Below are 26,865 nucleotides of genomic sequence, written 5' to 3'. Positions count from 1 at the left end.
GGCCTGCTATCCGTCCTGCACACGGGTAAGTGACCCTTCATGCTGAGACGAACCGATACTGGCTGGGTGCTGCCGGAGGCTGGCGCGCGTGCGCAGGAATATCTCTCTTCCGGCGAATGGAGTTCTGAAAGCCTCCATGACATCGTGCTCAGGCGCCTCGGTGAAGATCCCGATCATCTGGCGGTGATCGACGATCGCGTCAGAATGACCAGAAGCGCGCTCTATTCCGATGCACTTCGTCTTGGCAGCGCTCTTGTCGGGCGGGGGCTCGGGCCTGGCTCGGTGGTGTCGTTTCAGCTGCCGAACTGGCACGAGGCCTGCGTTATCGGCCTGGCGAGCGCACTTTACGGGTTTGTTCTCAACCCCTTGCTGCCAATGTATCGCGAGCACGAGTTGAGCTTCATCCTGTCGCAATGCCGTTGCGACGCGCTTTTTATTCCGGCCAGTTTTCGAAACACGGATTTCGAAGCGCTGTTAGCGCGGGTCGATTTCGAGACGAAGCGCGAGGATCGCATATTCCGGGTCAGGAGCGGGCGGGAGGACGTCCCCACCTTCGAGGCTCTGCTGAGCGAAGGTGATGATATTATCGAGCCGCCCGCAGTGGACAATGCGGATGTGAAGATAGTCATCTACACATCCGGCAGCACCGGCCGGCCGAAAGGCGTGCTGCACAGTCACCATACGCTGCACGCGTTCGTGCAGGAGGGCGCGCGCTTCTGGGGCATCGATGGCAACGATCGCATGTTCATACCCTCGCCGGTGGGCCATGTCGGCGGATCGATCTACGCTTTCGAAATGCCGTGGTTCACCGGAGCAACCGCCATACTGGCGGATACGTGGGACGCGGACCAAGCGGTCGATGTCATCGACGCTGAAGGTGCGACTTTCTTTGCTGGGGCCACGCCCTTCCTGCAAGGATTGCTGGATGCCGCGTCATCTCGGGGCAGCCATCTTCCCACTCTCAGGCGTTTCGTCTGCGGCGGCGCGAGCGTGCCGGTTTCCCTGATCGCCCGCGCGCAGGACCACTTCCGCAATGCGGTCATCTCGCGCGCCTACGGCTCGTCCGAAGTCCCCATCATCTGCCCGGGCATATTTACGCGTAACGATGCGGTCCATGGCCAAACAACGGATGGAGAGATCAGGGTCGAGCTGGTGATCGTGGACTCCGACGGCAGGCCTGTCAAGGCGGGCGACAGCGGCGACATTCTCGCGCGATCGTCGCGGATGTTTCTCGGATATATCGATACCGACGATGAGGCGGGACAGTTCACCCCGGACGGTTATTTCGTCATGGGCGATGTCGGGCGCAGGATCGACGGCCGGTTTCTCGAGATCACCGGCCGCAAGAAAGAAATCATCATTCGGCACGGCGAGAACATCAGCCCTCGCGAAATCGAAAACGCGCTGCTCTCACATGAGGCGATCTCAAGTGCTGCCGTCGTCGGCGTGCCGGATGCCAGAACCGGCGAGCGCGCCGTGGCGTTCGTTGCGCTTAAGCCGGAGAAGGCGTTTTCGATGGAAGCGATGCGGTCGTTTCTTTCCGAGTTTGGCATGGCCCGCCAGAAATTCCCGGAGGAACTTCACATCATGGATCGCCTGCCGACGAATTCGATTGGAAAGATCCTCAAGGAGCAGTTGAAGGCGAGTCTGGTCCGGCCTGCTCGGCCTGATGTGGGCAGCTGGGAGGCATCACAGTGACTGCGCAGATCGCGTTCGCCGCAGCCAACGGCATTGTCCTTGGCATGGCGGTATTCCTCGTCGCCGCCGGCCTCACGCTGGTCTTCGGAATTCTGAAGGTCTTCAATTTCGCTCATGGAAGCTTTTTCATGATTGGTGCCTATATCGCACATGCGATTACCGGCCAGGATCCTTCCTCGCTACCGTATTTTCTTTTTGCGGCTTTCGTTGCAGCGCTTGCCGTTGGTGCGATGGGGATCGCTACCGACACCTTGGTGCTGCGCCGCCTCTCCAGCGTCGCGAACGACTATACGCTGATTGCGACCTTCGCCATTCTTCTTCTGTGCGACGGCGCCACGAAAATGGTCTTCGGCCAGGATATCTATGCTGTCTATCCCCCAGCGGTACTCGATCAGACGATGGATGTCGGAATCCTGCTGACCTATTATTCCGTATTCATCGTCGCCTGCGGGATAATCGTGTTCGTGCTGCTGGAACTGGGGCTCAACAGGCTGTGGTTCGGCAAGCTCGTTCAGACGGTGGCGCGAGACCCGTGGATGGCTGGTGTGATCGGGCTGCGCGTGCAGCGCCTGAAGCTCGTCAGCGTCGGCGTCAGCTTTGCGCTGGCCGGTCTTGCCGGTGGTCTTCTGGTAGCCAACCAGAGCCTTTCGCTTAGCCTTGGACACTCATACCTTCTGCTCGCCTTCAACTCGGTCATCGTCGGCGGGCTTGGAAGCATACGCGGCGCCTTTGTTGCCGCACTGATTTTCGGCCTGTTCGAAAGCTTCAACTCGCTCCTTCTTCCGTCGATGCCGGGAACCGTGTCCTACATGGTTCTCATCGCGGTGATCCTGTTGAAGCCCGAAGGCCTTTTCCCGGAGCGGACATAATGAACGGCAGCTCATTCATGCGTCCAGCCGTTATCTTGCTCTTCGTTGCCGCTCTCGCTGCCGCCCCATTTGCGGTTAATCAGGGGCTATTGTTCCTCATTGGCATCGCGATGCTGCAGGCGATGTTTGCGCTCTCGTGGAATCTCATGTTCCGCTATGCCGGCCTGGCATCGTTCGGGCATGCGATGTTCTATGGCATCGGTGGCTATGCGGTCGCGGCCATCATCTTTCATGGGTTCCCGCTGCCGTTTCTTCTCGCAATCCTGCTCTCGACGGCAATCGGGGCCGTCGTTGCGTTTGTTGTCGCGCTGATCGTTCTCCAGCGAGCGGCGGGAATTCAGCTCGCGGTTCTTACATTGGCGCTGTCGCAGCTGGTACTTCTCTTCGTCAGCTACACCGACTTCCTCGGACGCGATGACGGCCTTTCGGGCCTTGCGCGCCCGGTTCTCGATTTCGGTTTTTTCACTCTCGATCTCCGGTCCCCGACCGCATTCTACTACTTCATCATGGTTGCATTCGCCCTGGTGACTGCCGGCCTGTTGTGGTTCGTCTCGGGGCGCTTCGGGCGCGTTCTGCTTGCCGTTCGCATCGACAGCGAGCGCGCCGCATTCCTGGGCGTGGATGTTCGGCGCAAACGTATTTTCGTCTTTACACTGGCAGGCGCCATCGCCTCCTTTGCCGGCGCGCTGGCCGCTCCGTGGGCGCAGATCATATCCACCGACAGCATGTCGTGGTTCAATTCCGCGCAGCCCATGCTCGCCACGCTGCTTGGTGGCGCTGGCTCCTATTGGGGGCCGGTGATAGGGGCCTTCGGCCTGATCCTCGTGAACTACTTCACGAGGACTTTTGTCGGCCTGTCCGAGTTCATGGTCGGTGGCATTCTTCTCTTCGTCGTGTTGCTCGCCCCGTCGGGTATTGCCGGGTTCTTTGAAATGCTCCGCAGGATGCGCAATCGAACCCGCACCGCCAGTGCCCGGGAGCACAACCAATGAGCGTTCTGGTCGCGAAGGGCATTCGCAAGACCTATGGCAGTCTGGAAGTGCTCAAGGGTGTCGATCTTTCGGTCGGGGCCGGGGAAACCTTTGCCATCATCGGGCCAAACGGTGCCGGCAAGACGACCTTGTTCAAGGTGCTGACGGGAGAGGTCAGCGCGCAGGGTGGATCGGTCAGTTTTGACGGCAAGGATGTCACCAGGCTGCCGGCATTCGTTCGCGCCCGCATGGGGTTTGGCCGGACGTTTCAGGTCGCTCGCGTGTTCGGGGAGCTGTCGATCTTTACCAACGTCGTACTGGCCATCGAAGCGCGCAAGGTGAACGGCGGCGAGTCGTGCGGCCGCTGGTGGGATTGGCGCCCATCGGCAGATACAAGCGACGAAGCACGTTCACTGCTTGAGAGTGTCGGCCTGGGTCGTCAGGGCGACGAGGAAGCGGGCCTGCTGTCACATGGCGATAAAAAGCGCCTCGAATTTGCCGTCACTCTTGCCGGCAAGCCGCGCATTCTCATGCTTGATGAGCCCACGGCGGGCATGTCGGCTGCTGATCGCAAAAGCACGACCAATCTGCTTCGCGACCTGAAGGCGAAGGGGATAACGATCATTATGACCGAGCATGACATGGACGTCATTTTCGATCTCGCCGACCGTCTCATGGTCTTGAACTACGGTGCGGTGGTCAGCCAGGGCGATCCGGTCACGGTGCGCGAGGACGAGATGGTCAAGCAGGTCTACCTCGGGAAAGGTGTCGGGCATGCTTGAACTGGAAGGCGTGAACGCATTCTACGACCAGAGCCATATTCTGCACGACATCGGTTTCTCGATGGAGGAGGGCGGCCGCGTTGCCATTCTCGGCCGCAATGGCGCCGGCAAGACCACGCTTCTGAAGAGCATCATGAATGCCGGGCCTCGGGTGCAGGGGGGAATCCGCTTCAAGTCCAGGGCGCTGGCGAATGCTTCGCCGGATGAGCGGGCGCGTCTCGGGCTGGCTTTCGTTCCGGAAGATCGGCGCGTGTTCGGACACCTGACCTCCTACGAAAACCTGAAGATCGCGCAGTATGGTGCATCGCCCGAACGCGAGAAGGTGCCGATCGACGATTTGATTGGCCGCTTCCCCATGCTTGTGCCGCTCAGGAATCGCCCAGGATCGCAGATGAGTGGCGGGCAACAGCAGATGCTTGCGGTTGCGCGGGGAATTGCGGCACGTCCGCACATAATGCTACTGGATGAGCCTACGGAAGGGTTGGCGCCTGTTATCGTGGCGGAACTTGCACATGAGGTGGCCGCCTGTTGCCGGGACTACGGAATTGGTCTCCTGCTCGCTGAACAGAGTATCTGGTTTTCGCGGCAATGTACCGAGCGGGTTTTGGTTATAGACACGGGGCGGATTGTCTTTTCGGGCAGCTGGCAGGACTTCGATGAAAATGCAGAGAGGGTGCAGCGGCATCTTGCGATTTAGCGCAGACAACAAGAGCAATCATGTTCATTGCGCCGGCATGGCAGTGTGGTGCGACCGGTGACCAAAACGGATGTCCCTAATGATGGCACGCAGGCGATACGCCGCGCTGCCTCGATCCTGAAGCAGATTGCCAAAACGCCCCAGACCGGGTCCACCCTGCGCGAGCTTTCGGAAGCGATGGAACTCTCGCGTTCGACGACGCACCGAATTCTGAAATGTCTTGTCAGCGAAAAGCTCGTAGCCCAGAGCGACGACGCCAAGCGTTACTCGATCGGTGAATTGGCGGCCGAGCTTGGCCTGGCCGTGAGGGGACGAAAAGACGTTATCCTGACGTGGCGGCCCGCCATTGAAGCGCTGGCAAGAGATACCGGGGCGACCACCTATCTCATGGGACGCAGCGGCAGCGAGTCCGTGTGCCTGGACAAGGCGGAAGGCTCTTCGGTGATAAGGGTCATTCCGGTCGAGGTCGGCCAGCGCCGCCCGCTCGGCCTCGGTGCCGGCGCGACGGCCATTCTGGCGGCAATGCCCGAAGCCGAATGCGAAGCCACGATCGCCGCAATCGAGCCCCATCTGCATCGATATGGGCGTGCCACTGCCGACGATTTGCGAAAGGCCGTCGCAGACGCGCGGGCCAGCGGTGTCGCAGAGAGCTGGGGAAAGGTGGTCGAAGGGGTCTATGGCCTCGGCATCGCCGTACCGTCGGACAAAGGCGGCATGCTGGCTCTCAGCATCGCCACCCATCAGTCGCTTGCTACGGAAGAGAATATCCAGAAGTGGAAGCGCCTTCTGAAAGCCGCTGCTTCCCTTCAGTGATCAGGTTCCTCATCGGGATTTGATGTCAACCGTGAACCACGGGCTTTCCCGAATGGCTGAAATCCGGCTGCACTTCGGTGCGGGTGGCAACGAGCGCCGTCTCTGAAAGAAACTTGGTAGCCGACCAGCCTCCGTCGATTGCGATGCACTGACCGTTGATCCAGCCGGCGGCGTCCGAACACAGGAAGGCAATCGTGTTGGCGACGTCATCGGCAGTGCCCAGGCGCGGCGACGGCGTCATATCGTTGTTCATGCGCTTGAACCGCTCGTCCTCGAAGCGGCCTTCCGTCATTTCCGTCGGAATGACTCCCGGGGCGATGGCGTTGCAGCGAATACCGCTGCTGCCATACTGGCAGGCGACATGCGACGTCAGGCCAAGCAGACCTGCCTTGGCAGCCGAATAGGCTCCACCCCGAAGCCCGCCGACCAAAGCGTATGTCGAGGATACGTTCACGATAGCCGAGCCCGGCTGCATGACGGTCAAGGCTTCGCGAATGAACCGGAACGGCGCGCGCAGCATCAGGTTCAGGCTGGCGTCGAGCGTAGCGTCGTCGGTTTCATGCACCGGCTTTGGCCGGCCACTGCCTGCATTGTTGACGAGGTAGTCGAGGCGGCCGAAGCGCGACATGGCCAGCTGAACGGCGCGGGATGGAGTGTCGTCCAGGGTGGCGTCTGCGGCCAGCACAGCGACCAGGTCGCGCCGTTCGCCGGCGGCCGAAACCAGCGCGTCAAGCTTCTCGCTGCGACGGCCCAAACCAACGACGGCAATGCCGGAATTCACAAAGGCCAGCGCGGTTGTCAGGCCAATGCCGCTTCCCGCTCCCGTTATGAGTGCCACTTTCATATTCCAGAACCTCCCTCTTGAAGCTGTCTGTCTAACGCTGGTTGCTTCGCACCGCCAACTTGTAGCGCTTTGTATGGATCATCCCGTATAGTAGGACAAATATATGATGATTGTTTTCGCCTGATTGATATTGCTAGCAGAAGTTCTATTGACATAGAAGCAAATTATGCTGATTTTCGAGTTCAATCCGTTGATTGGCGATGTACCATTATATGAGACAGGTTTTGAGTTATGGACTTTTCCTGGTCTGGTCCGCAAAGCGCATTTCGCGCGCGTGTCGTTGACTTTCTGAAGTCGGAACTGCCCGACGACTGGAGCGAGATCGCGCGGCACGGACCGGGATCGCGTCAGCAGACGGATTTCTCCCTCCGCTTCTGCCCCAAGCTTGCCGAGGCCGGCTTGCTGGTTCCGCACTGGCCAAAGGAATTCGGCGGTGAAGGCGCAACCGTTTGGGAGCACTTCATTCTTGGCGAAGAGATGTGGGCGGCCGGCGAGCCGCGCGGGCCGCAATATATGAACGTCAACTGGATCGGCCCGACGATCATGCGCTTCGGTACCGATGAGCAGAAAGAGTTGCATCTGCCGCGTGCGGCCAAGGGTCAAGCCATCTGGTGTCAGGGCTTCTCGGAACCTTCGGCGGGATCCGACCTCGTGTCGCTGCGAACATCAGCCGAGCGCGACGGGGACAACTTCGTCGTCAACGGCTCGAAGATCTGGACGTCTTATGCGGGCCTGGCGGATCACTGCTTCCTGCTCGCGCGTACATCGGGCAAGCGCAAGGACGGCATCTGCATCTTCATCGTGCCGATGGACACGCCTGGCATTTCCGTACGGCCGATCCCCAGTCTCGTCGGCGAAGGCGATATCCATGAGGTGTTCTTCAACGATGTGACTGTTCCGGCATCGGCGATGCTCGGCGAAGAGGGCAAGGCCTGGTCGATCATCACCTACTCTTTGGGCAATGAGCGCGTCGGCATTCCTCGTTATGAGTTTTCACGCCGCACCCTCGACGCGCTTGTCGCGCGATTGAAGGAAGAAGGTCGGTGGAACGACGAATATATCCGCTACCGCGCGGGGCAGGCGCTTTCGGCATGCGAAGCAGCACGCCTGCTTGTCTACCGGGTGGTGGATGAGCGGTCCCGGGGCGCGCCGCCGAGCGCGGAGTCGAGCCTCGCCCGCTTTGCCGTCATTACCGCCGATCATGCCGTCTCGAATTTCGGTCTCGAGTTCCTGCCGGCTTCATATTCGAACGACGACATACCCTCGCTGAAGCCCCACCATGAACGCGCGATCGCATCGGGGATCGCCTCGGGGGCAGCGGAAATCCAGCTTGGCATTGTCGCTCAATCTTACCTGGAACTTCCTTGGGAGCCTCGCGCGTGAATTTTGCTGTCCCGGAGGAGTGTACCGCGCTCATCAGCGCTCTTGAGAAGCTGCTTATGCAGGCGGAAGCGACAGCTGCGCCTGTCGACGGAAGCAGGTCGTTCTTTAGTCGCGATCTTGATTCGGCACTTGAGGACTCAGGCTTCCTCGATGCGGCGGGGCTCGAAGAGTTCGGGCCGATGGCCGCCGCCATGGTCGTTCAGGAGATTTCCTCAAGGCCTGTGATTGTCGAGGCCGCCCATTCTTCGTTCTTGCGGGCGCTGGCATTGCCCGAGTGGCCGCGTCCGGTCGCCGTGTTGACGGGTAAGTTCGACCAGGCGACCAGATTTCTCGGTGTGGCGCGATCGGTCGTCCTGCTCGGCGAAAACGAGGCGCGGGTTTGCCGGATCGAAGGCAAGGACACGATCGCCACCGCGCCGTTCTTCGCATACCCGATGGCGCGGCTGGCGGACCCTGCCGCATGCCTGGCGCGGTCCGAGGTGGTGGCGGACGCAGCGCTCGTGCGGCGGTTGCTGCTTGTGGCGACGGCATGCGAACTGAGTGGCATCCTCAAAGGCGCTTTGTTCAGTGTCACAGACTACGTCAAGAACCGCCGCCAGTTCGGTCGCGCGATCGGGTCGTTTCAGGCAGTCCAGCATCGGCTTGCAATGTGTGCGAGCACGATTGCGGCAGGCGAGTGGCTCGCACGCAGGGCCGCTGTTTCCGGTTCCTTGGAGGATGCTGTCATGGCCGCCGGCTATCTTCAGGAAAGCACCAGCCGCATACTCTACGATCTGCATCAGTTCATGGGAGCAATGGGGCTGACGCTTGAACACCCACTATACCGGTGGTCGTATCGGGCAAAGCTGCTTCTGTCCGATCTGGGTGGGGCATCGCGGCAGTTGCGTGATGTCGCGGCAATAACCTGGCCAGAGACCGCCTAGTCAATCGCACGGCTGGTTGAATACATTTTTGAGCAGGAGCATTGTATGTCGGAGAACTGGCAGGACAAGTACGCCGCGATTGCATTTTCGCGTCGCGGCCGGATCCTCACCATACAGTTGAACAATCCGGACAGCCTGAACGCCGTCGGCAAGCAGATGCACGATGAACTCGGTTGCGTGTTTGCCGACGCGGCGGCTGACGAGGAAAGTGATATCATCGTCTTGACCGGAGCGGGCCGCGCATTCTCCGCCGGAGGGGACATCGCCCATATGCAGGCCGTCGTCGATAAGCCAGAGCTCTTTCTCCACGAGGCCGAAATTGCCAAGCGGATCATCTTTTCGCTGCTCGACCTGGAGAAGCCGATCATAGCGAAGATCAACGGCCACGCCGTCGGTCTCGGCGCCACGCTTGCCTTGATGTGCGATGTAACCTTCATGTCGCGAAAAGCCAAAATCGGCGACCCTCACGTCGGCATTGGCCTCGTGGCAGGCGACGGCGGGGCCGTCGTCTGGCCTCATCTTGTCGGGTTTTCGCGCGCCAAGGAATTCCTGATGACCGGTGATCTGCTTGACGCTGCGCGCGCTGCCGAGATCGGTCTCGTCAATCATGCGGTGGACGCTGACAGGTTGGATGAAGCGATCGACACCTTCTGCGACCGTCTCGCCGCCGGTTCTACCCAAGCCATTCGCTGGACGAAGACCATCGTCAACATCGAACTCAAGCGGATTGCCGCCGCGGTGATGCAGGCCGGCATGGCCTATGAGACGGTCACGGCCTACTCCGCCGATCACGCCGCCGCCGTTGCCGCCTTCCGGGAGAAGCGGCCTCCTGTGTTCAAGTGAATGGCATTGATAGCGTCCTTCTCAGGCCTACACCCGGCCTGGTGGAAACGCCTCGAACGTCTTGCCGACATTTCCCGTCTCGCTCAACGGCTTGACAGCCACGCTCAATTGGATCTGGACCTTTAACGCGATCGACGCGACTATTGTCCCTTACCGGGCGAACTGCCTTCCCCCTCGATCCGCCCTCAGGACGCCCTTCCATCCGCGTTGCCCGCAGACAATGACGCGCTGCCGGGAGGTTGTCCCAGTACTGAAATAAACTGCTCCGGATCGTTGGTCGGCTTGTCATCTGAACGAGGCAGCCTGATCCATGACGAACGATCTGTCTTTCGAAGAGGCCGCCGCCTATCTAGCGAGACAGCATCGTTCCGGAATCGCCAATCCCGACGTGGGATTTAAGATTAATTCATCTCGAGTTGCATAATATGCAGGATGGAGATGTGAGAATAGAGTCTCTAAAAGTCGAATTTTTATTTCCAGAACAGCGATTCAATATTGGGCTGACATTTCTTGTCATCGGCGTATCCAAAGGAGCCATATCAGATAGGGACCACCAATAAAGGTCGTAACGAGTCCGAGAGGTATCTGGTATGGAAACATCAAATACCGGCCAAACCAGTCGGCGAGTACCATAATCATCATGCCGACGGCAGCCGACCCGGCAAGTTGCTGGAGAGACCCTCGTAATCCAAGAAGGCGCGCGATCTGAGGCGCCATCAGCCCAATGAAGCTGATCGGGCCGACCAGCAAGGTAGCGCCCGTGGACAGTACCGACGAAATAAGAAGAATAGCGATCCGGGTCCCTGAGATTCTCACTCCCAGGGCGGAAGCGGTCGGCACGCCAAGCGGCAGGATATCCAGCCAGCGAAAGCAAAGGACAACGCCGAACATTGCGGGGAAAGCCACCGCCGATACCGCAAGAAGCTGATCCCATGTCGTCTGATAGGTCGAGCCGGCCAACAAGCCTCTGATCGACCACAATCGTGGATCACCGGAAGCCATGAGGGCTGTGAGCACAGCGCCGCACACTGTCGTTGTGGCAACCCCTGCGAGCAGCATGCGCTCCGGAGCGAATTTGCTGCGCGCACCGAGAAGGAGCATCATCGCCAAGGGAATGACCGCACCGGCTACGCCGCCGCCAAGCTGTAATTGGTATTCCGCCGAGGGAACCAGCAGCAGGACCAGCACCATGCCCATAGCGGCGCCTGACGACACACCAAGAAGCTCGGGGCTGGCCATGGAGTTGCTGAACAAGCGCTGTAGCGCGGTGCCGGCGAAAGGCAGCAGCATTCCGGCCAGCAGTGCCGCGAACAAGCGTGGCGCACGCCATTCGAAAAGATCGCCGAAGACCGGGTCGAAGACAAACCCGAAACTTGCAGGCACCCAATTTGCCGACAGGCCGAACAGAATCGCAGGAACGAGCAGGGTGAGGATGCTCGCGATCCATAGCCAAGGATGGGGCAGCTTTCTGACGAGATTCGAACCTTCGCTTTCGACGGACTGCTCCCTCTTGAGCCTCGACAGGAGAACGAGAAGGATCGGTGCGCCCAGAAAGGCGGTAATAATGCCGGTAGGAACTTCGTAGTGCCCACCGCCGGCCAGTTGGGCGGCCTGATCGGCAACCCACAAGAATACTGCACCGATAGCAGGAGACCAGAGCAACTGGCTCGACGCCGTCCGGGCTCCGGTCAGACGGGCGAGCCAGGGCGCGAGCAGCCCGACAAAACCGACCACGCCGACGACACTGACCACCAGCCCGGTGAGCACCGTTGCGACAAGCAGCAGGGCGAGCCGGACTGTCCGGACCGAGATGCCGAGGCTATGCGCGCTGTCATCCCCAAGCCCGATCAGCGCTAGTGGACGAAGGAATATCGCAGTGACAAGAGCGGCAACGAGAAAAGCCGGTGTCAGAATGATTGCTCCCGACCAACCATTCTGAAGGAGAGAACCGGCGCTCCAGATATAGACGCTCAACGCTTCCTCTTGCCGGAACAAGCTAAGGGCATATTGAGCCGAACCGCAGTACAAGTTGATGAGAAGCCCTGCCAGGATCAATACGACAGGGGAGAAACCTCGACGTGAGGCCAGCCCAAAGGCAAGCGCGGTCGCGGCGGCCGCGCCGGCGAATGCAATCAACGGGCTGCCATAGGAAAGGGCGGAAGGCGCGAATGTGAATGCAAGGGTGAGAGCTAGTTGCGCGCCGGAGGCCGTCCCGAGCGTTGTCGGAGAGGCCAGCGGATTTCGCAAGGCCATCTGAGAAATCGCACCGGCTAAAGCAAGCGATGCGCCGGCAAGCAAGCTGACGAAAAACCGTGGGAGATCGCTATAATAAAACAAGACCCGCTCATACTCGCCTTGCACGGCTGTTCCAGCGGCCCAGTTCGCTAAATTTGGCCCGTTGAGAGTGGTAAGAAACGCCGCCAATCCGCCGAAAAATACGGTGAGAAAAGCTGGCCCTCCAAACCCGAAGCTTCGCCATTGGGCCCGTTGCCGGTACGCCACCTCACCCGGCATGGGGAATGCCCCGCAAAATATCTGTCAGCGACCAGGAAAAGCGAACTGCACTTGGAAGCGCCCCAAAAGTCCAGAGCGACGGGATGGTATGAAACTGTCCTCTTCGATTGAAAGGAAGGCTGCTCCACAATCGGCTGGATTTCAGCGCGATCTGAACATAGGCCGGAACCGGTCCCAGATTGATGACCAGTGCGTCCGGTTCGCTCTTTAGCCGCTCGATGCCGGCGTTGGAGTAGCCCCAGATATTTCCCGCCTGGTCCCATGCATTGCGCAAACCCGCGACATCAAGGACATGCTGAAACAGCCCGTTGTTGCCATGGATCATTAAGTGGCGTTCGTCGATCATCGTGACAAGATATACCGGCCGACCCCTAAAATCGTTGGCGGAAGCCTTCAGTTGTTCAAGCGCAACTGTCGTCTCCTCTAGATAGAGCCGCGCCTGCTCGGACCGTCCGGTAACGGTGGCTATTTGCACAAGCGCCTTGCGGGCGTTGTCGAATGGCTTTCCGCTCCCGTCAAAGATCGAATAGGTTTCGACAGAGGCAATGCGGCCCAGAATGTCTGCGATACCGGCATAACCGGGATTAACGAGGATAAGGTCCGGATCGAGCCGGCGCATCAGTTCGAGGTTGGGCTCCGTACGCAGGCCGATATCCTGAACTGTCTCCGGCAGGTCTGGATCGACGAGGTTCCGATAGCCACGGACCTCGGGGATCGCCAGTGGTTTGACACCCAGTGCGAGCAGCGTTTCCGCGAGCCCCCAATCGAGCGCGATGATACGCTGTGGACCGCTCGCCTGCTCGACGCAAAACCCGGATGCGGGTGCAAGAACGGCGGAGGCTGCCATGATACCTGCAGCGATGAAATCGCGGCGGGTCTGCGTTGATGACATGGCGTGCCCGCTATGTTTGCCGGCCTTCATACCGCTACCAGCGACGTGTCAGCGTGCCCAGAATGGTGCGTCCCTCCTGCCAGTAGCAATAGCCAAAGGAGCAGGTGGCCACTTGCTTGTCGAAGAGATTGGTTGCGTTAACAGCCAATCGCAGTCCGTCGCGCTCGTAGTGGATCGACGCATCGACGAATGCCGAGGAGTCGTTCTTCTGGGTGTTTTGTGCATCCGCGTAGGTCTTGCCGGTAAACCGTACGCCGGCACCAAAGCCAAGGCCGTCGAACATGCCTTCGTTCACCGTGTAATCGGCCCAGAGCGATGCCTGATTGGCGGGAACGCTGACCGGCCATTTTCCGACATCGCCGTCCGTGCTCTCGACAACCTTCATGTCCTGGTAGGTGTACGACGCCTTGAGCCGCAGATTTTCTGTCAGGTTGGCTGCTCCTTCGAGCTCAACGCCGCGCGAACGTACCTTTCCTGTCTGGATTTTCTGATTGGCATCATCTGGGTCGGACGACAGCATGTTGCCTTGCGTCAAAGAGAATACCGAAAGTGTCACGAGACTATCGGCTGTCGGCTCATACTTGATGCCGGCCTCGTACTGTTCTCCCGTCGTCGGCTCGAACGGCTTGCTGCCCCGGGCGGCAGATGTCGTTCCGACCTGGGGCAGGAACGAGGTCGAGTAGCTGACGTAAGGTGCCAGTCCGATATCGGACAGATAGGTAAGGCCAACGCGGCCGGTAAACGCGCTGTCTGTCGTTTTCAAAGTCTCGGATGTGAGAAAATTGCTGGTGTCGAGATCGGCCCAGTCATGACGGCCGCCCAGCGTCAGCACCCAACGATCCTGGTATTTGATCTGATCCTGCAAATAGATGCCGACTTGACTCAGCTTCTGCCGGGTATTTGCCATCTCGATCGAGAAGTCGGTTGAGACCGGTTGTCCGTAAACCGGATTGTCCAGATCAAGCGACGGCCCATAGCCATTATGGACATTCGATTTTCCATCCATCCGCTGGTAGTCGAGACCCAGAAGAACTTTGTGGCTGAGACTTGCGGTATCGAAGGTGGCGATCGCCTGATTATCGACCGTGAAGGAGGTAAGGTTCTCCTCGCGGTGCTCCCAGAAGCGGTTGAGCGTGTGCCCGTCGCTTGCGAGCGGGCCGGGAACTACATACCGGCCGTCGAAATCTATGCGTCCCCATCGCAGATTCTGTTTGACTTGCCAGACCTCACTGAACCGGTGTTCAAACTCATATCCACCGGAGTATTGTTCCTGGGCGTATCGGTCGAATGACGGTTCGCCCACAAATATGTGCGTTGGCGTTCCGTCCGGTCGCGTATGATAAAAATTCCAGCCGACATTATCCTTCATGTAGTCGCCAAGAATCGTCAGTTTCGTATCGCTGGAAGGCTGCCACGAAAGTGAAGGCGCGATGTAACGGCGGTCATCGGGCATATCGCCGTGTTGAAAACTATCGGCATCTCGCAAGACGCCTGTCAGCCGGTAGAGGAACTCCTTGTTCGCGTCGACCGGGCCGCTGAAATCAAATGCCCCCTGATACCGGTCGTTGCTGCCGATCTGCCCCTGCACTTCGCGGATCACCTCTTCAGTCGGCTTCTTGGTGACGCGGTCAACGACGCCGCCGGGAGCACCTTGCCCGTAGAGGACAGAGGATGGGCCTTTCAGGACGTCGATGCGTTCAAGCCCGTAGGCTTCGGTCTTGAAATAGGAGAAGGAATAGGTTGGCTGCCGCAAACCGTTCTTGAAATCGCCTGAAGGATGCGAATTGAAACCGCGCAGCATCATCTGGTCGAAACGCGGGTCGGTTCCAAACAATCCGGTTGTCACACCGGCCGTATAGCGCAGTGCTTCCGAAACCGTCTGTGCTCCCTGGTCGCGAATCTGGTCCTTGGTAACGATGGAAATCGCTTGCGGCACCTCGACCAAAGGGGTGTCCGTCTTGCTGCCGGTCGAACTGCTGCCTGCGACATAACCGTTTGTTCCCGAACCCTGCCCGCTGATCGTGACCGCATCGAGCAGTATCGAGCCATCTTGGCTGATGCCGGCGCCGCTCTCTTGCGCCCGGCTGGTAATTGTTACCGTGTTGTCGTTGACAAAGGAGTAACTGAGGTTCGTGCCTGCAAGAAGCGTAGCGATAGCCTGTCCGGTAGTCATTGAACCGCGCACCGGTTTGCCCGTCGACGATGCTGCGGAGGTTTCCGGGAAAACAACATCGATGCCGGAAATGCGGACGATATCGTTCATTGCCTGACGAACCGGTTTTGCCGGAATATTGAAATTATGGGTCTTCTGTTTGGCGGTCTGGGCGAATGCTTTCTGGCCAATGCCCCTGTCGCCAGCGATCCCCACAAACACCGTTGTTGCCAGCAGAAAAACCATTCTGCCGCTCATAAGCCTGCCCTTCATCGGACGCCCCTTTTTCCTCGAAAACCTGTGGAAGGAACCGTTCCGAAGAAGCGTCCTTGCCCTCTCACTTTCCTTATCGTTCGAGGAACGGGGCTACCCTCACATCGCCGGTAAAAATTTATGCAATGACGGTTTCAAGGGCCGATGACGGTCACCATCCCGCCGATTGCCGTCATCCGAAACCCAACGGAGGATTGTACCGCGGCCAGGGCGGCATCGGTATTTTCGAGAGAGATATTTCCGCTGACGCGCGTTTCGCCGACGGAAGAACCTAGAACGACGATGCGCCCGCTGCGATACCTTCCGATCTTCGCCAGAACGTCCCCTAAGCGGGCATTGGTGAAAATCAGCCGGCCTGAGTGCCAGGCGGTGCTCTCGTCTATGCTGACCGAACGGATTTCCCCCAACCCGGTTCGACCATAATCGACGCTTTCTCCCGGCTTGAGAACGGTCTCCTGTTGCTTGTTGAGGAGACTGACTTCAAGACTGCCGCTGGCAAGAGTGATCGTAACCTCGCGTTCGCCGCCAAGGGCGACATCGAACTCGGTTCCGAGCACGCGAGCTTCGCCATTTTCGGCTTCGACGATGAATGGGACGTCCGCTCGATTGACGCGGAAATAGGCCGTTCCCCGCAAGAGATGCACCCGGCGTTCGCTCCCGGTCATCTCGACTTCAAGAGCGGTGTCGGCGTCCATAAGCACCTCGGAGCCGTCCGAAAGCGCGATGCTGCGTCTTTCAGCGCGTGCCGTTACATAGTCCGCTTCCAGGTCCTCAAGTATATGCGGGTGCTCCAGCCAGACCCAGGACCCAACGAGAAGCGTGGCAAGACCGACAACGACCGCCGCACCGGCCTTGTTTACCCGGTGTCCTTCCCGCAATTTTCTGATTTTTTCGAGCGGTTCAGCCAAATTGTCATCCGGCCTGCGCCCAACGATATCGGCGACAGGCCCGAGAGCCGACCAAAGCGTCCGAACCTCTTCGAACGCTTGTTCGTGCTGTGTCGAGGCCTTGATCCATGTCCTGAAATCACGCTCCTCGCGGCCCGACGGCTTGCCGTTCAGGCGAGTGAACCAAGCCACCGCTTCCTTTTCGATGAGCGCCTTGTCTCGCGATGCGGGTTCGCCGCCGGTCATCATTCGGATCGTTCCGGATATGCGATAAAATGAACTCTCAATGGTGTGAAGCGGTTACTGGCAAGCTTTGCACGCGACAATCGCCCGGGCTATTTCGCGCTCGACTGTACTATAAGACAGGCCAAGACTTTCAGCGATCTCGTCATAGGTGCAATTGTGCAATCGGTTCAGAATGAAAATCTGGCGCGTGCGTGCCGGCAATGTGTGGATGGTCTCTGCAAGCCGCTGCAAATCCTGCCGCGCAGACACTATCTGGTCGGGCGTTGCCACAGGCACTGAATATTGCTCTTCGGTAATCGCACCAAAGAACTTCCTTTTCCGCTGCTCGGCTCGAAAGTGGCTTATGGCGCCATATTTTGTCGCTCGGGAAAGATAGGCGGGCGTTAGTGTGATGTGCTCGACCGCACGCGACCAAAGAGCGGCAAAGACGTCCTGAACGATATCCGCCGCGTGGGCTTCGCCGACCCTGCGAAGGGCGACGCGTTCAAGGCGACTTCGCTCCGAAATATATAGATGCTCGATATCTTCACGGCTGCTGGTCAACGGTGCTGGCTCCATGCACCCGTCTTTCGTAGAGGTGCCGATTCCCGTTTAGTGACCCCGGCGCGCTCCTTCAACTGCTATCTTTTGGAAGAATTCTAATGATTTCAATCCCCTATGATAAACTTGTGTTAAATACTCAGCAATTATGTGAAATCGCTCACGTTTCTGATTTTGACCGGAGCGGAGCGCACCACGAGACACTCGAGCCGGGTGAATTATCAAGCGGAGTGTTGCATTTGGGAGACGCCTTCCTTTGCCGCAAGTGCACGCGTTGATCCGAGCGGTAGATGGTGGAGCCTTCCACACGGTAAGTAGAAGAATGCCAGCAAGCGCAAGGGCAAAATCGTGCGGTCCAAGGACGGCGCTGGTCCAGACCGAATAAAGCGTCCCGGCGCTGAGCTTGTAACCATGCCGCGCAAGTTCCTCTATCATCCACTGGCCGTAGAGTTCTTCTTGCGCCGTCGGCGGATGTGTCAAATGTCTCCTCCCACTCGTCTGATGCATATCAGAAGATCTCAGTCACGCATCCGCAAGCTTCCCATTTGGAGCGTGCATCACGCTGCGTAGAGAGCCTTGGCAAGTTCGTCGGGAAAGCGACCGCCGGGAGATTGCCCCTCCAGGCCCGCATTGGTGAAGGCCACCATCGTAAGCTTCCGGTCTGGATCGACAAACCATGAGTGGCCATAGGCCCCGCCGAGACGCCACGTCCCCGCGGTTTCCGCCGAGTGCGCGATCCCTGGGTTGCGCAGGATTGTGAAACCGAGACCGAAGCCGCGTCCGGGCCAGGGCAACAGGTCCATTCCAACTGTGTGATCGGTTGTCATCTCATCGATCAGCGCACCAGTCAGCAAAGGCTCGCCGCCGGTGCGAAGCACTTCAAGCAAAAGCAGCAGATCGCCGGCCGTGCCGATCATTCCGGCTCCACCCGAAGGGAAAGCCTTGCTATCGAACGCCCGGTCGAGAGCCATCCGCAGCCCCTCGGCTTCCGGCATGAAGGGTAGCGGAACGATCTCCATGCCCGCCATTCGGCGCGGTCTCGAAGGTTCGCTGACATAGCCGGTCGCCAGCCGGGTGGGATCGGCAGCCGTGAAGCCGGTATCCGCAATGCCGAGCGGTCCGGTGACGAGAATTTTGACCGCCTCGTCGAGCGGCAGGCCGCTGACGCGCTCCACCAGGGCCCCGAGCACATCCGTTGCAAGCGAATAGCCCCAGGATGTCCCCGGTTCGAACAGCAGCGGCACTGTGCCGATGCGCCGGACATTCTCGGCTAGCGTGACTTCGGCTCGATCCATGCCATCCGAAACGCCAGCGCGATGATAAGGGCCGTCGGCGGGCTCGAGAAAGCCATAGCCGAGACCGGCAGTGTGACTGAGCAGATGGCGCACAGTGATTGAAGGCACAGTGCCGCTCGGTCCCTCGGGCGTGAACTCCGGAAGCCAGGCCGTGACGGGCGCGTCCAATGTGAGGCGCCCCTGCCGGACGAGTACCAGAGCGGCGACAGAGACATACACTTTCGATACCGAGGACAGCCTGAACAGGGTGTCGAGACGCATGGGACGTTGCTCTTCCCGGTCGGCAAGGCCGGCCGCGCGGGCATAGATACTCTGGCTGTCGAGAGCCACGAGGACAGTCGCTCCGACGATCCGCTGTTCCGCCAACGCTGCGTCGATTACAGCATTTATACGCTCCGAAATGGGCTGCGGATCGCTAGTCGGGTTGAGGAGGGCAAGCGTCTTTGCGTCGTGAGACATGAGGGTTTCCTTCTGGTCATTGTTGGAGTTGCGGTGATTACTTCGGCATTGCTGCTGGAGAACCGTGGCCGCTCGCGGCCCACGCAACCACGAGCGTTGCAGCCAGCAACGTCAGCAGCGCCCACGGGAAGGAAGCGACGCCGAGGGTTTCAAGGAGAACGCCGCCAACCAGACCGCCACCGGCAATCGCAGTATTCCAGGCAGTAACGAGCATGGACTGTGCCACATCGGCTGCATCGCCCGCAGTCTTGGCCGAAGCAGTCTGGAATAGTGTTGCAGCGCCGCCGAATGCGAGACCCCATACACCCACCGCGCCATAGACGACTGCTGGGACGGTATTCCAAAACCCCAGCGCCAGCGCCGCGAGCCCAAAGAGAAGCGTACTGACCAGCACCAGCTCGCGCAGCCAACGATCGATAAGTACACCGACACCCCAGATGCCGAGTAACGCCGTCACGCCGAAGACAAGCAGGACTGCGTCGACCCTGTCTGCGAGACCGGCCGGAACGAGAAAGGGGGCGATGTAGGTGTAGAGGATGTTGTGTGCGAGCACGAAGGCCAGCGTGACGAACAGCACTGGCCGGATACCCGGCAGGGTGAAGGCTTTGCCGAGCGACCAGCGCTTGTTTTTCGCCTGTCCGGGGAAGTCCGGCACCTTCGCCAACACCCAGACGATAAGCACCGCGGTCAGGACACTCATGATGCCGAAGGTGAGGCGCCAGCCGACGGTGCCGCCGAGCAACGTGCCCGCTGGGATGCCGAGCGACAGGGCCATCGGCGTCCCGACCATTGCAACCGCGATGGCGCGTCCCTTCAGGTGGTCCGCAACCATGCGGCTTGCGTAACCAGCCAGTAGTGCCCAAAGCAGGCCAGCGAAGACGCCGGCGAAGAAGCGTGCGACTAGAGTCAGCACATAGCTGTCGGATATCGTCGTTACCGTATTTACAACGGCAAAACCACCGATAGCAATCAACAGGAGGGGGCGCCGCCGCCACCCTTGCGTGGCTGCAGTCAATGGGATTGCCGCCACCAGCGATCCAGTCGCGTATATCGTGATGAGTTGACCGACCAGCGCCTCCGAGACTTGGAGATCCGCGCTCATCATCGGAAGCAGTCCGGCCGGAAGGGCCTCTGTCAGGATGGTGATGAACCCAGCCATCGCCAGCGCAAGGAGGCCCGACATCGGTAGGCGTTCGGTTACCGCCGGACCGGAGGATTTAGCGGGCCCAAGTGATGGAGAATTGGCGCAAATCGGGTCGCTGGTAGAAGTCATGAGGCCGTCCAGGATAAAGGTGAATGTTCGCCTGCAACCGAAATTCCACATCACTCAACGATGAGAGAGTTCCGGCTACAGCATTGACCGGCAGGATAAATTCACTATCGATGAAAGAGAATTGTGCTAGAATTCATAACTAGCTGGACATTTTTGACCATAATCTGAGGTGTAAATTGGAGAGCCTGGGCTCACTGAGAGCGTTCGTGCTCACAGCCGAAGCGCGCAGTTTCACCATCGCCGGCCGGCATCTCGGCATCTCGCCCTCAGCGGCCGGAAAGGCCGTCGCGCGGCTGGAGGAACATCTCGGCGTTCGGCTGTTCCACCGCAGCACCCGATCGATCGCGCTTACACCGGAGGGCAGCCTCTTCCTGGAACGTTGCCGGCGGATCTTCGGCGAGATCGAGGCTGCCGAACTCGAACTTTCACAGACCCGAGGTGCGCCAAAGGGCAAGCTGCGCGTCAGCCTGCCCATCGTGGGAATGTTGATGATGCCGACGATCAGCGCTTTCGTACGGACTTATACCGAGATCGAACTCGATCTCGACTTCAACGATCGTCTGGTGAACGTTGTTGAGGAAGGCTTCGATGCGGTCGTGCGGACCGGTGACGCCACTGACTCGCGCTTAATGACACGCGTTCTCGGGGCCTCGCCCTATCTGTTGGCGGGCTCGCCCGGCTATTTCGATCAACGTGGCTTTCCCGCAAATCCGGCCGATCTTAAGAATCACATCGGCTTGCGGCACCGTTATCCGAGCACCGGGCTCATCGAGCCGTGGCCGTTGGGAAGCAAACGGCGGAAGGCGGAGGTCGAGATATCGACGGCCGCCGTCTCAAGCGGTCTCGAGCCTCTGATCTTTATGGCCGAGCAGGACCTGGGCCTGATCTATGTTCCCGAGTTTGCGATCCACCGCCAGCTTGCCGACGGCACGCTCGTGAGTGTGCTGGAGGATTATATCGACCACTCCGTCACGTTCCGGATGCTATGGCCGTCAACAAGGCAGCTTTCTCCCAAGCTTCGCGTATTCGTCGACTTCCTGGCCGATAATCTTTTTTCGCTGCCAAGCGCCGTGGCTGACATGGAGGTCGCCCACATATAAGCCGGTTTGCCATCAATCGGCCGCGGCCGGACAGCATCAGCATCCGACTCTTACTCCACAATTTTCCAGTATGAGTCCTTGCGGATCACCTTGCCGTTTCGAAAGGTGTAGAAGTCACAACCTCGGACTTCCACCGTCGTCCCGTCGCGGGTCGTGCCGGTGAGGGTCCATTTCGAGATACCAGTATCGGCAGCCGAATCCACAAAATGCTCGTCAGTGCCATAATGGACATCAGGCAGGCCTTCAAAGCGTGCTGCCAGCGCTTCCCGTACGGTGCGTTTGCCCTCGAACCGAGATCCCCAAGGCTTGTTTCCCCTCGGCATCTCGAGGACACAATCGTCGGAAAAGAACGCCATAATACGATCAAGATCGTGCGCGTTGAAGGCCTCACTTAGCTCCTTCAGTGTCGATCGAATGTCCATTTGCGCTGTCCAGCCATTGTCCGTGAGCGTTCGATCTCCGAAATAGGTCAAAGTCGAAGCTTCCTGTAAAGGGGTCCGCTGTCATGCGGGCATGCCGCTGGGTCGCAACGGTCTGACCTGGATTGGCGGTCTTAGTGCAAGTAGTCGAGATGAAGGGCGTCGTTCTCCCGTCGGTCGAATCCGAAAAATCGTCAGACCTTGATGAAACGCCACGATTTCCCCTTTCACGGTTGAGCGAAAGTCAGAACAGCTTCGGCGTAAGTGCTTATTGGGCCAGATTGCTCAATGGCGAGGAGCCTCCGTCCGAAAAGCCCCTATACCGGAGGTGGCTGCGGTTCAGATGCGCGCGCATCGCTTCGCGCGCCTCGCCGGAATTTCCACTGCTGATCGCTTCACAGATGGCCCTGTGCTCTCTTACCGTGTTCTGAATGTATTCGGGGGTGATGAGCGCTGGATTGAGCTCTTTCGAGAAGGCGGGCTGGGGAATTATCTGAAGGCTCATCAAGTTGAAGAACTCGATGAAGGCGCCGTTATTCGTCGCTTCTGCGATCGCGCGATGAAAGACAAAGTCGAGATGGTCAAGCGCAGCTTCGTCATCGATCGATGCTTCGAACTGGCGAGCGGCGTTCCAGATATTCGATTCCTGCGCCCAAGAGCGCCGGGTCGCGGCAAGACCGGCGGCGTGCACCTCGAACGCCATCCGCAGCTCCAGGAGGTCCATGAACGAAGTCTTCAGCTGGCGTAGCGGTGCCAGCGTAAGCTCGGAATCATAACCGCTCGAATCTTCCGGCTGCGGCACATCGTGTACGAACACGCCAACGCCATGGCGTGCTTCGACGACCCCATCGGACCGCAGTGCGGAGATTGCCTCGCGAATAACAGTACGGCTCACGCCGAACTGCTGGGATAATTCATTCAGCGACCCAAGCTTGTGTCCCTTGTCGAGTTGACCCTCGATAATAAGGGCTTTCAGTGCCTGTATTGTCCGGCTTGTCAGTGTGTCCAAGGTTCACCCGTTTAACTAGTGCCGCCGTCTCCTTGACCTTCATTCGATTGATAAGGATTCGCGACTTCTCTGACAAGGTATCACTACCTGGATAAGAGATGCTACCTCTGATATGTGGATTTTTCCCACGTGTGCGCACACCTGTTGAGATCGCCTCTCTGACGGCACGCACACTTCAGATTTTTTACACTAAGCCGCAAATTAATTTTTTTCCGTAAGGAGGCGTTCAGTTCTGTCGGCGCCGATCTACTTTCGTACATATAATTGAAAATAAAGGGGTTTTTCAGATGGCGACTCTTGGTAATCTCAAGAGGTAGTATCTCTAAATTTCATATTGACAAGAGATACTATTTCAATAATCTTTGGTGTCAGAAAAGAGGGCCTGTGACGCAGTTCGACCGGTAGGGCGACTGTGATGAATGGTTCCGGGAACGATATTTGCGCCGTGTCGCGCGCACAAAACAGGTGGAAAACTGCTATGGGTGTCGTCTCTGCGCGCCTCTCCGAGCTCGGCATCGTGTTGCCTTCGATTGCCCCGGCCTCTGGCAACTACATTGCTCACCGGATCGCCGGGTCCCTTCTGTTCGTATCGGGCCAGATCCCGCGTATCGATGGCGTCGAGCATTTCGTCGGCGTGGTCGGGCAGGACGTGTCGCCCGAAGACGGCTACCGAGCTGCACGCCTTTGCGCATTGAATCTGGTGGCACGGGTGAATGCGGCGCTCGACGGAAACCTCGATCGAGTGCTCGCCTGCGTGCAGCTTCGCGGTTTCGTGAATGCGCTGCCGGATTTTAAGGGGCATCCGGCGGTAATTGACGGCGCTTCCGATCTGCTCGTCGAAATCTTTGGAGAAAGCGGTCGCCATGTGCGCACGGCGCTCGGCGCCGGGTCACTCCCACGCGGCTCATCCGTAGAGGTCGACGGCGTGTTTGAAGTCGCAACGCAATCCTGATGATAACAGGAAGGGGAACTGGCCATGAGCGAGATCGCGAAGTCCGAAAAAGCCATCGATATGATCGGCGTCAACAAGTGGTATGGCTCCCTGCAGGTATTGAAGGGCATAAACCTGAACGTCGCGCGCGGCGAGCATATCGTTTTGTGTGGTCCGTCGGGTTCCGGAAAGTCGACGCTGATCCGGTGCATCAATCACCTGGAGGAAATTCAGGAAGGCACCATCTTCGTCAATGGCACGCAGCTCAGCCAGAGCGGCGCGAATGCCGACCATATCCGGCGCGACGTCGGCATGGTGTTTCAGCAGTTCAACCTCTTTCCCCATCTGACCGTACTCGAAAACTGCATGCTGGCTCAGCGGCGTGTGCGCAAGGTCTCCGTCGCCGAGGCCAGGGAAAAGGCGATGCGCCACCTGGAGCGCGTCCATATCGCCGAACAGGCCTTGAAATATCCCGCGCAACTCTCCGGTGGTCAGCAGCAGCGCGTGGCGATTGCGCGGGCGCTCTGCATGGATCCGAAGATCATGCTGTTCGATGAGCCCACCTCGGCGCTTGATCCGGAAATGGTCAAGGAGGTGTTGGACACCATGATCTCCCTTGCCGACGACGGGATCACTATGATCTGCGTCACGCACGAAATGGGTTTCGCCCGTGCGGTGGCCCACCGTGTCATTTTCATGGACCGTGGCGAGATCATCGAAAGCGCCGAGCCCGCCGCGTTCTTCGGCAATCCGAGCCATGAACGCACCAGGGCGTTCCTCAGCCAGATCCTCGATCATTGAGGAGCGGGCGATGAACTACACATTCGACTTCAGCCCGGTTCTTGCTGCATGGCCAACACTTCTGGAAGGCGTCATCGGGACGCTGAGGATGTCGTCGCTCTCCATGGTCTTTGGATTGAGCCTCGGTATCGTGTTCATGCTGATGCGCCTGAGCAATCAGAAAGTCCTGCGCATCATTGCCATCGGTTACATCGAGCTGATCCGCAACACGCCGATCCTCGTCCAGGTCTTTTTCGTCTTCTTCGGCATGCCGGCGATAGGCATCCGGCTCAGCGGAGAGCAAGCGGCGATCCTTGCAATGACGCTGAACTGCGCGGCCTACGCGGCGGAGATCGTGCGCGGCGGGGTTCAATCCATCCGGCCCGGCCAGATCGAAGCGGGCAGGGCACTCGGCATGCATACGGCCGACATCTACCGCTTCATCGTTTTCAGGCCGGCGATCCGGGCCGTTTATCCCGCGCTTTGCAGCCAGTTCATCCTGATGATGCTGAATTCCAGCCTCGTCTCATCGGTCTCCGCGGAAGAGTTGACCTACTTTGCTCAAACCCTGGATTCACAGACCTTCCGAAGCTTCGAGATCTATCTCACGCTCGGTGTCATCTATCTCGTTCTGTCCCAGTTCTTCTCTGCCGCTCTGAGCATGATCGGCAGGGTCTATTTCTCCTACCCGGCAAAGTGAGGCACTGCGATGATCCGTCAATTTGGTTGGGGAGAATTCGTCTTCCTGCTCGAAGGAGCGCGGTGGACCATCGTTCTCTCGCTTCTCGCCTTTACCGTCGGCGGCGCGCTCGGGCTGGCCGTGGCGCTCGGCCGCACCAGCAAGTGGAAGATATTGCGCGTCCTGATGGCGACGTACATTCAGATTTTCCAGGGCACGCCGCTGCTGGTCCAGCTGTTCTTCGTCTATTTCGGGCTGCCCATGCTGGGCATGAAGGTGGATGTCTGGGTGGCGCTGACCATCGGTCTGTCGCTCCATACCAGCGCGTTTCTCGGCGAGATCTGGCGCGGCAGCATCCAGGCGGTGCCAGACGGCCAAAGCGAAGCTGCCCGCGCTCTGGGCATCGGTTATGTGCACAGGATGGTCGATGTCGTTCTGCCGCAAGCCTTCCGTATTGGTCTTCCGGCGACCATCAGCTTCCTCGTCAACCTGATCAAGGGCACCGCACTCGCCGCTCTGCTTGGCCTGACGGAACTCACGCGCTCCGGTCAGTTGATGGCGAACATCACGTTTCAGCCGCTGCAGGTCTACGGCGCAGTTGCGCTCATCTACTTCTTCATCTGCCTGCCCCTGACCTACTGCAGTGCACGCATCGAACGGCGCCTCCACGCCGTGCGGTAAACAAGAACGCATCACAAAAACCAACCAGAGGTGACTACATGTTGAATACAGCATTGATCCTTTCGCGTTCGAAAGTGCTGGGCGGGTTTGCCGCCGTGCTTCTCGCGGCGTCCTCCTTCGCAACGACGGCGCTGGCCGTAACGCCCGAAGAACTCAAGGCCAAGGGTACCGCCACCATCGGCGTGCAGATGGATCAGTTTCCATGGGGCTTCATCGACCAGAACGGTCAGAATGACGGCTTCGACATCGAGATCGCCAGGATGATCGCCAAGGAGCTCGGCGTTGACGCGAAGTTCGAGCGCATCACCGGCCAGAACCGCATTCCTCTCCTCATCAACGGCAATGTCGATTTCCTGGTGCCGTCGATGACGATCACCGAAGAGCGTGCCAAGGTCATCCAGTATGTCATTCCCTATTCGTCGAACGATATCACGGTCTGGGGCAAGACGGATGCCGCCATCAAGGGGAACGACGATCTTGAGAAATATGTCATCGGCGTCAATCGCGGCAGTGCCTTCGAACCGCTGCTCGTGAAGGTCGCGCCGCCGAACACGAAGATCAAGCGGTTCGACGACGATGCGACGACCGTCCAGGCGCTTCTTTCCGGCCAGGTCGATGCGATCCTGGGCAGTGTGACCTACGGGCTCGTCATCAAGCAGACCGGAAACGATGCCCAGTTCGAGCGCAAGTACAAGGTTGCCGACAATTTCCAAGGCATGGCAGTGCGCAAGGGCGATCAGGAGATGCTCGACCTTCTCACGGATTTCGTGACCCGTCATACCGCTGATGGTTCGCTGGACGCGCTCTACAAGAAGTGGATCGGTGTCGACCGCGCGAAGCTTCCCACCACGCTGCCGGGGGTCGATTTCACCGGCAAGCAGTAACGCTGGAGCCCTGCGCGACCGCGAGGAC

25 protein-coding genes are annotated in these 26,865 nt (G+C 59.0%); 15 read left to right on the top strand and 10 right to left on the bottom strand.

The annotated features are described in order from the left end of the window. Nucleotides 1-39 precede the first annotated feature (39 nt). The 6 genes from WBQ96_RS07940 to WBQ96_RS07915 are packed head-to-tail and all read left to right on the top strand — an operon-like array spanning nucleotide 40 to nucleotide 5,830. Complete coding sequence (locus WBQ96_RS07940; protein WP_165119407.1) at nucleotides 40-1,698, top strand: AMP-binding protein; 1,659 nt, start codon at nucleotides 40-42, stop codon at nucleotides 1,696-1,698. Beyond that, nucleotides 1,695-2,567: a branched-chain amino acid ABC transporter permease gene (locus tag WBQ96_RS07935; protein ID WP_165119408.1), complete on the top strand. Its 873-nt coding sequence runs from the start codon at nucleotides 1,695-1,697 to the stop codon at nucleotides 2,565-2,567. Before WBQ96_RS07940 ends, WBQ96_RS07935 begins: the two co-directional genes overlap by 4 nt. Beyond that, nucleotides 2,567-3,559: a branched-chain amino acid ABC transporter permease gene (locus WBQ96_RS07930; RefSeq protein ID WP_165119409.1), complete on the top strand. Its 993-nt coding sequence runs from the start codon at nucleotides 2,567-2,569 to the stop codon at nucleotides 3,557-3,559. The genes WBQ96_RS07935 and WBQ96_RS07930 overlap by 1 nt, the downstream gene beginning before the upstream one ends. Further along, complete coding sequence (locus WBQ96_RS07925) at nucleotides 3,556-4,320, top strand: ABC transporter ATP-binding protein (RefSeq protein ID WP_165119410.1); 765 nt, start codon at nucleotides 3,556-3,558, stop codon at nucleotides 4,318-4,320. Before WBQ96_RS07930 ends, WBQ96_RS07925 begins: the two co-directional genes overlap by 4 nt. Beyond that, entirely contained in the window at nucleotides 4,313-5,017 is a 705-nt protein-coding gene (locus tag WBQ96_RS07920; protein ID WP_165119411.1) for an ABC transporter ATP-binding protein, read from the top strand. Before WBQ96_RS07925 ends, WBQ96_RS07920 begins: the two co-directional genes overlap by 8 nt. Before the next feature lie 57 nt (nucleotides 5,018-5,074). Continuing rightward, nucleotides 5,075-5,830, top strand: coding sequence for an IclR family transcriptional regulator (locus WBQ96_RS07915; RefSeq protein ID WP_165119412.1), 756 nt, complete (start codon nucleotides 5,075-5,077; stop codon nucleotides 5,828-5,830). Between the two features lie 25 nt (nucleotides 5,831-5,855). Here WBQ96_RS07915 and WBQ96_RS07910 read toward each other — a convergent pair whose 3' ends face one another. Further along, nucleotides 5,856-6,674: an SDR family NAD(P)-dependent oxidoreductase gene (locus tag WBQ96_RS07910; RefSeq protein WP_165119413.1), complete on the bottom strand. Its 819-nt coding sequence runs from the start codon at nucleotides 6,672-6,674 to the stop codon at nucleotides 5,856-5,858. Nucleotides 6,675-6,905: 231 nt separating this feature from the next. Here WBQ96_RS07910 and WBQ96_RS07905 point away from each other — a divergent pair, with 231 nt between their 5' ends. Genes WBQ96_RS07905 through WBQ96_RS07895 form a run of 3 tightly spaced genes read left to right on the top strand, consistent with a single transcriptional unit; the run spans nucleotide 6,906 to nucleotide 9,823 of the window. Further along, nucleotides 6,906-8,057, top strand: coding sequence for an acyl-CoA dehydrogenase family protein (locus WBQ96_RS07905; RefSeq protein WP_165119414.1), 1,152 nt, complete (start codon nucleotides 6,906-6,908; stop codon nucleotides 8,055-8,057). Beyond that, entirely contained in the window at nucleotides 8,054-8,980 is a 927-nt protein-coding gene (locus tag WBQ96_RS07900; RefSeq protein ID WP_165119415.1) for an acyl-CoA dehydrogenase family protein, read from the top strand. The genes WBQ96_RS07905 and WBQ96_RS07900 overlap by 4 nt, the downstream gene beginning before the upstream one ends. A gap of 45 nt (nucleotides 8,981-9,025) precedes the next feature. Continuing rightward, a complete protein-coding gene (locus WBQ96_RS07895) occupies nucleotides 9,026-9,823 on the top strand; it encodes an enoyl-CoA hydratase/isomerase family protein (protein ID WP_165119416.1) in 798 nt (265 codons plus the stop codon). A gap of 513 nt (nucleotides 9,824-10,336) precedes the next feature. On the opposite strand, the gene fhuB is transcribed toward WBQ96_RS07895, so the two are convergent. The 7 genes from fhuB to WBQ96_RS07860 all read right to left on the bottom strand — a co-directional run bounded on the left by fhuB (nucleotide 10,337) and on the right by WBQ96_RS07860 (nucleotide 20,264). Next, nucleotides 10,337-12,337 carry a Fe(3+)-hydroxamate ABC transporter permease FhuB gene (gene fhuB / locus WBQ96_RS07890; protein ID WP_165119417.1) on the bottom strand — a complete coding sequence of 667 codons (2,001 nt, stop codon included), beginning with the start codon at nucleotides 12,335-12,337 and terminating at the stop codon, nucleotides 10,337-10,339. After that, a complete protein-coding gene (locus WBQ96_RS07885; protein ID WP_336548989.1) occupies nucleotides 12,327-13,259 on the bottom strand; it encodes an ABC transporter substrate-binding protein in 933 nt (310 codons plus the stop codon). The genes fhuB and WBQ96_RS07885 overlap by 11 nt, the downstream gene beginning before the upstream one ends. A gap of 4 nt (nucleotides 13,260-13,263) precedes the next feature. Continuing rightward, nucleotides 13,264-15,654: a TonB-dependent siderophore receptor gene (locus WBQ96_RS07880; protein WP_337035875.1), complete on the bottom strand. Its 2,391-nt coding sequence runs from the start codon at nucleotides 15,652-15,654 to the stop codon at nucleotides 13,264-13,266. Nucleotides 15,655-15,788: 134 nt separating this feature from the next. Beyond that, nucleotides 15,789-16,790, bottom strand: coding sequence for a FecR family protein (locus tag WBQ96_RS07875; RefSeq protein ID WP_165119420.1), 1,002 nt, complete (start codon nucleotides 16,788-16,790; stop codon nucleotides 15,789-15,791). 51 nt (nucleotides 16,791-16,841) lie between these two features. After that, on the bottom strand, nucleotides 16,842-17,330 hold the full coding sequence (locus WBQ96_RS07870) for an RNA polymerase sigma factor (protein ID WP_165119421.1): 489 nt from the start codon (nucleotides 17,328-17,330) through the stop codon (nucleotides 16,842-16,844). 554 nt (nucleotides 17,331-17,884) lie between these two features. Beyond that, nucleotides 17,885-19,081 carry a serine hydrolase domain-containing protein gene (locus WBQ96_RS07865; protein WP_165119422.1) on the bottom strand — a complete coding sequence of 399 codons (1,197 nt, stop codon included), beginning with the start codon at nucleotides 19,079-19,081 and terminating at the stop codon, nucleotides 17,885-17,887. Between the two features lie 37 nt (nucleotides 19,082-19,118). After that, nucleotides 19,119-20,264 (bottom strand): MFS transporter, encoded by a 1,146-nt coding sequence (locus WBQ96_RS07860; protein ID WP_205826744.1) that lies wholly within the window; start codon nucleotides 20,262-20,264, stop codon nucleotides 19,119-19,121. A gap of 266 nt (nucleotides 20,265-20,530) precedes the next feature. On the opposite strand from WBQ96_RS07860, the gene WBQ96_RS07855 reads away from it, so the two are divergent. Continuing rightward, nucleotides 20,531-21,454 (top strand): LysR family transcriptional regulator, encoded by a 924-nt coding sequence (locus WBQ96_RS07855; RefSeq protein ID WP_165119424.1) that lies wholly within the window; start codon nucleotides 20,531-20,533, stop codon nucleotides 21,452-21,454. Nucleotides 21,455-21,504: 50 nt separating this feature from the next. Here WBQ96_RS07855 and WBQ96_RS07850 read toward each other — a convergent pair whose 3' ends face one another. Further along, on the bottom strand, nucleotides 21,505-21,876 hold the full coding sequence (locus WBQ96_RS07850) for a nuclear transport factor 2 family protein (RefSeq protein ID WP_165119462.1): 372 nt from the start codon (nucleotides 21,874-21,876) through the stop codon (nucleotides 21,505-21,507). 265 nt (nucleotides 21,877-22,141) lie between these two features. Next, nucleotides 22,142-22,882, bottom strand: a complete 741-nt coding sequence (locus tag WBQ96_RS07845; protein WP_165119425.1) for a FadR/GntR family transcriptional regulator — start codon at nucleotides 22,880-22,882, stop codon at nucleotides 22,142-22,144. 478 nt (nucleotides 22,883-23,360) lie between these two features. On the opposite strand from WBQ96_RS07845, the gene WBQ96_RS07840 reads away from it, so the two are divergent. Genes WBQ96_RS07840 through WBQ96_RS07820 form a run of 5 tightly spaced genes read left to right on the top strand, consistent with a single transcriptional unit; the run spans nucleotide 23,361 to nucleotide 26,837 of the window. Then, nucleotides 23,361-23,834: a RidA family protein gene (locus WBQ96_RS07840; RefSeq protein ID WP_165119426.1), complete on the top strand. Its 474-nt coding sequence runs from the start codon at nucleotides 23,361-23,363 to the stop codon at nucleotides 23,832-23,834. 24 nt (nucleotides 23,835-23,858) lie between these two features. Next, entirely contained in the window at nucleotides 23,859-24,614 is a 756-nt protein-coding gene (locus WBQ96_RS07835; RefSeq protein WP_165119427.1) for an amino acid ABC transporter ATP-binding protein, read from the top strand. A 10-nt stretch (nucleotides 24,615-24,624) separates the two neighbouring features. After that, complete coding sequence (locus WBQ96_RS07830; RefSeq protein WP_165119428.1) at nucleotides 24,625-25,293, top strand: amino acid ABC transporter permease; 669 nt, start codon at nucleotides 24,625-24,627, stop codon at nucleotides 25,291-25,293. Nucleotides 25,294-25,302: 9 nt separating this feature from the next. Further along, entirely contained in the window at nucleotides 25,303-25,953 is a 651-nt protein-coding gene (locus WBQ96_RS07825; RefSeq protein WP_165119429.1) for an amino acid ABC transporter permease, read from the top strand. 38 nt (nucleotides 25,954-25,991) lie between these two features. Further along, nucleotides 25,992-26,837 (top strand): transporter substrate-binding domain-containing protein, encoded by an 846-nt coding sequence (locus tag WBQ96_RS07820; protein WP_336548979.1) that lies wholly within the window; start codon nucleotides 25,992-25,994, stop codon nucleotides 26,835-26,837. Nucleotides 26,838-26,865 lie beyond the last annotated feature (28 nt).

This window comes from Mesorhizobium sp. CCNWLY176, from assembly GCF_037153935.1.
Lineage (GTDB): Bacteria > Pseudomonadota > Alphaproteobacteria > Rhizobiales > Rhizobiaceae > Mesorhizobium_M > Mesorhizobium_M zhangyense.
Note: the sequence above shows the minus strand (reverse complement) of the source record. Positions and strands in the feature narration are given on the sequence as shown.

Coding starts and splice junctions, on each gene's coding strand:
- WBQ96_RS07940 (WP_165119407.1), top strand. CDS start 40: ATGCTGAGACGAACCGATACTGGCTGGGTGCTGCCGGAGGCTGGCGCG.
- WBQ96_RS07850 (WP_165119462.1), bottom strand. CDS start 21,876: ATGGACATTCGATCGACACTGAAGGAGCTAAGTGAGGCCTTCAACGCG.
- WBQ96_RS07865 (WP_165119422.1), bottom strand. CDS start 19,081: ATGTCTCACGACGCAAAGACGCTTGCCCTCCTCAACCCGACTAGCGAT.
- WBQ96_RS07925 (WP_165119410.1), top strand. CDS start 3,556: ATGAGCGTTCTGGTCGCGAAGGGCATTCGCAAGACCTATGGCAGTCTG.
- fhuB (WP_165119417.1), bottom strand. CDS start 12,337: ATGCCGGGTGAGGTGGCGTACCGGCAACGGGCCCAATGGCGAAGCTTC.
- WBQ96_RS07840 (WP_165119426.1), top strand. CDS start 23,361: ATGGGTGTCGTCTCTGCGCGCCTCTCCGAGCTCGGCATCGTGTTGCCT.
- WBQ96_RS07860 (WP_205826744.1), bottom strand. CDS start 20,264: ATGTCGGGCCTCCTTGCGCTGGCGATGGCTGGGTTCATCACCATCCTG.
- WBQ96_RS07885 (WP_336548989.1), bottom strand. CDS start 13,259: ATGAAGGCCGGCAAACATAGCGGGCACGCCATGTCATCAACGCAGACC.
- WBQ96_RS07910 (WP_165119413.1), bottom strand. CDS start 6,674: ATGAAAGTGGCACTCATAACGGGAGCGGGAAGCGGCATTGGCCTGACA.
- WBQ96_RS07905 (WP_165119414.1), top strand. CDS start 6,906: ATGGACTTTTCCTGGTCTGGTCCGCAAAGCGCATTTCGCGCGCGTGTC.
- WBQ96_RS07835 (WP_165119427.1), top strand. CDS start 23,859: ATGAGCGAGATCGCGAAGTCCGAAAAAGCCATCGATATGATCGGCGTC.
- WBQ96_RS07920 (WP_165119411.1), top strand. CDS start 4,313: ATGCTTGAACTGGAAGGCGTGAACGCATTCTACGACCAGAGCCATATT.
- WBQ96_RS07930 (WP_165119409.1), top strand. CDS start 2,567: ATGAACGGCAGCTCATTCATGCGTCCAGCCGTTATCTTGCTCTTCGTT.
- WBQ96_RS07825 (WP_165119429.1), top strand. CDS start 25,303: ATGATCCGTCAATTTGGTTGGGGAGAATTCGTCTTCCTGCTCGAAGGA.
- WBQ96_RS07895 (WP_165119416.1), top strand. CDS start 9,026: ATGTCGGAGAACTGGCAGGACAAGTACGCCGCGATTGCATTTTCGCGT.
- WBQ96_RS07820 (WP_336548979.1), top strand. CDS start 25,992: ATGTTGAATACAGCATTGATCCTTTCGCGTTCGAAAGTGCTGGGCGGG.
- WBQ96_RS07875 (WP_165119420.1), bottom strand. CDS start 16,790: ATGATGACCGGCGGCGAACCCGCATCGCGAGACAAGGCGCTCATCGAA.
- WBQ96_RS07880 (WP_337035875.1), bottom strand. CDS start 15,654: ATGAAGGGCAGGCTTATGAGCGGCAGAATGGTTTTTCTGCTGGCAACA.
- WBQ96_RS07830 (WP_165119428.1), top strand. CDS start 24,625: ATGAACTACACATTCGACTTCAGCCCGGTTCTTGCTGCATGGCCAACA.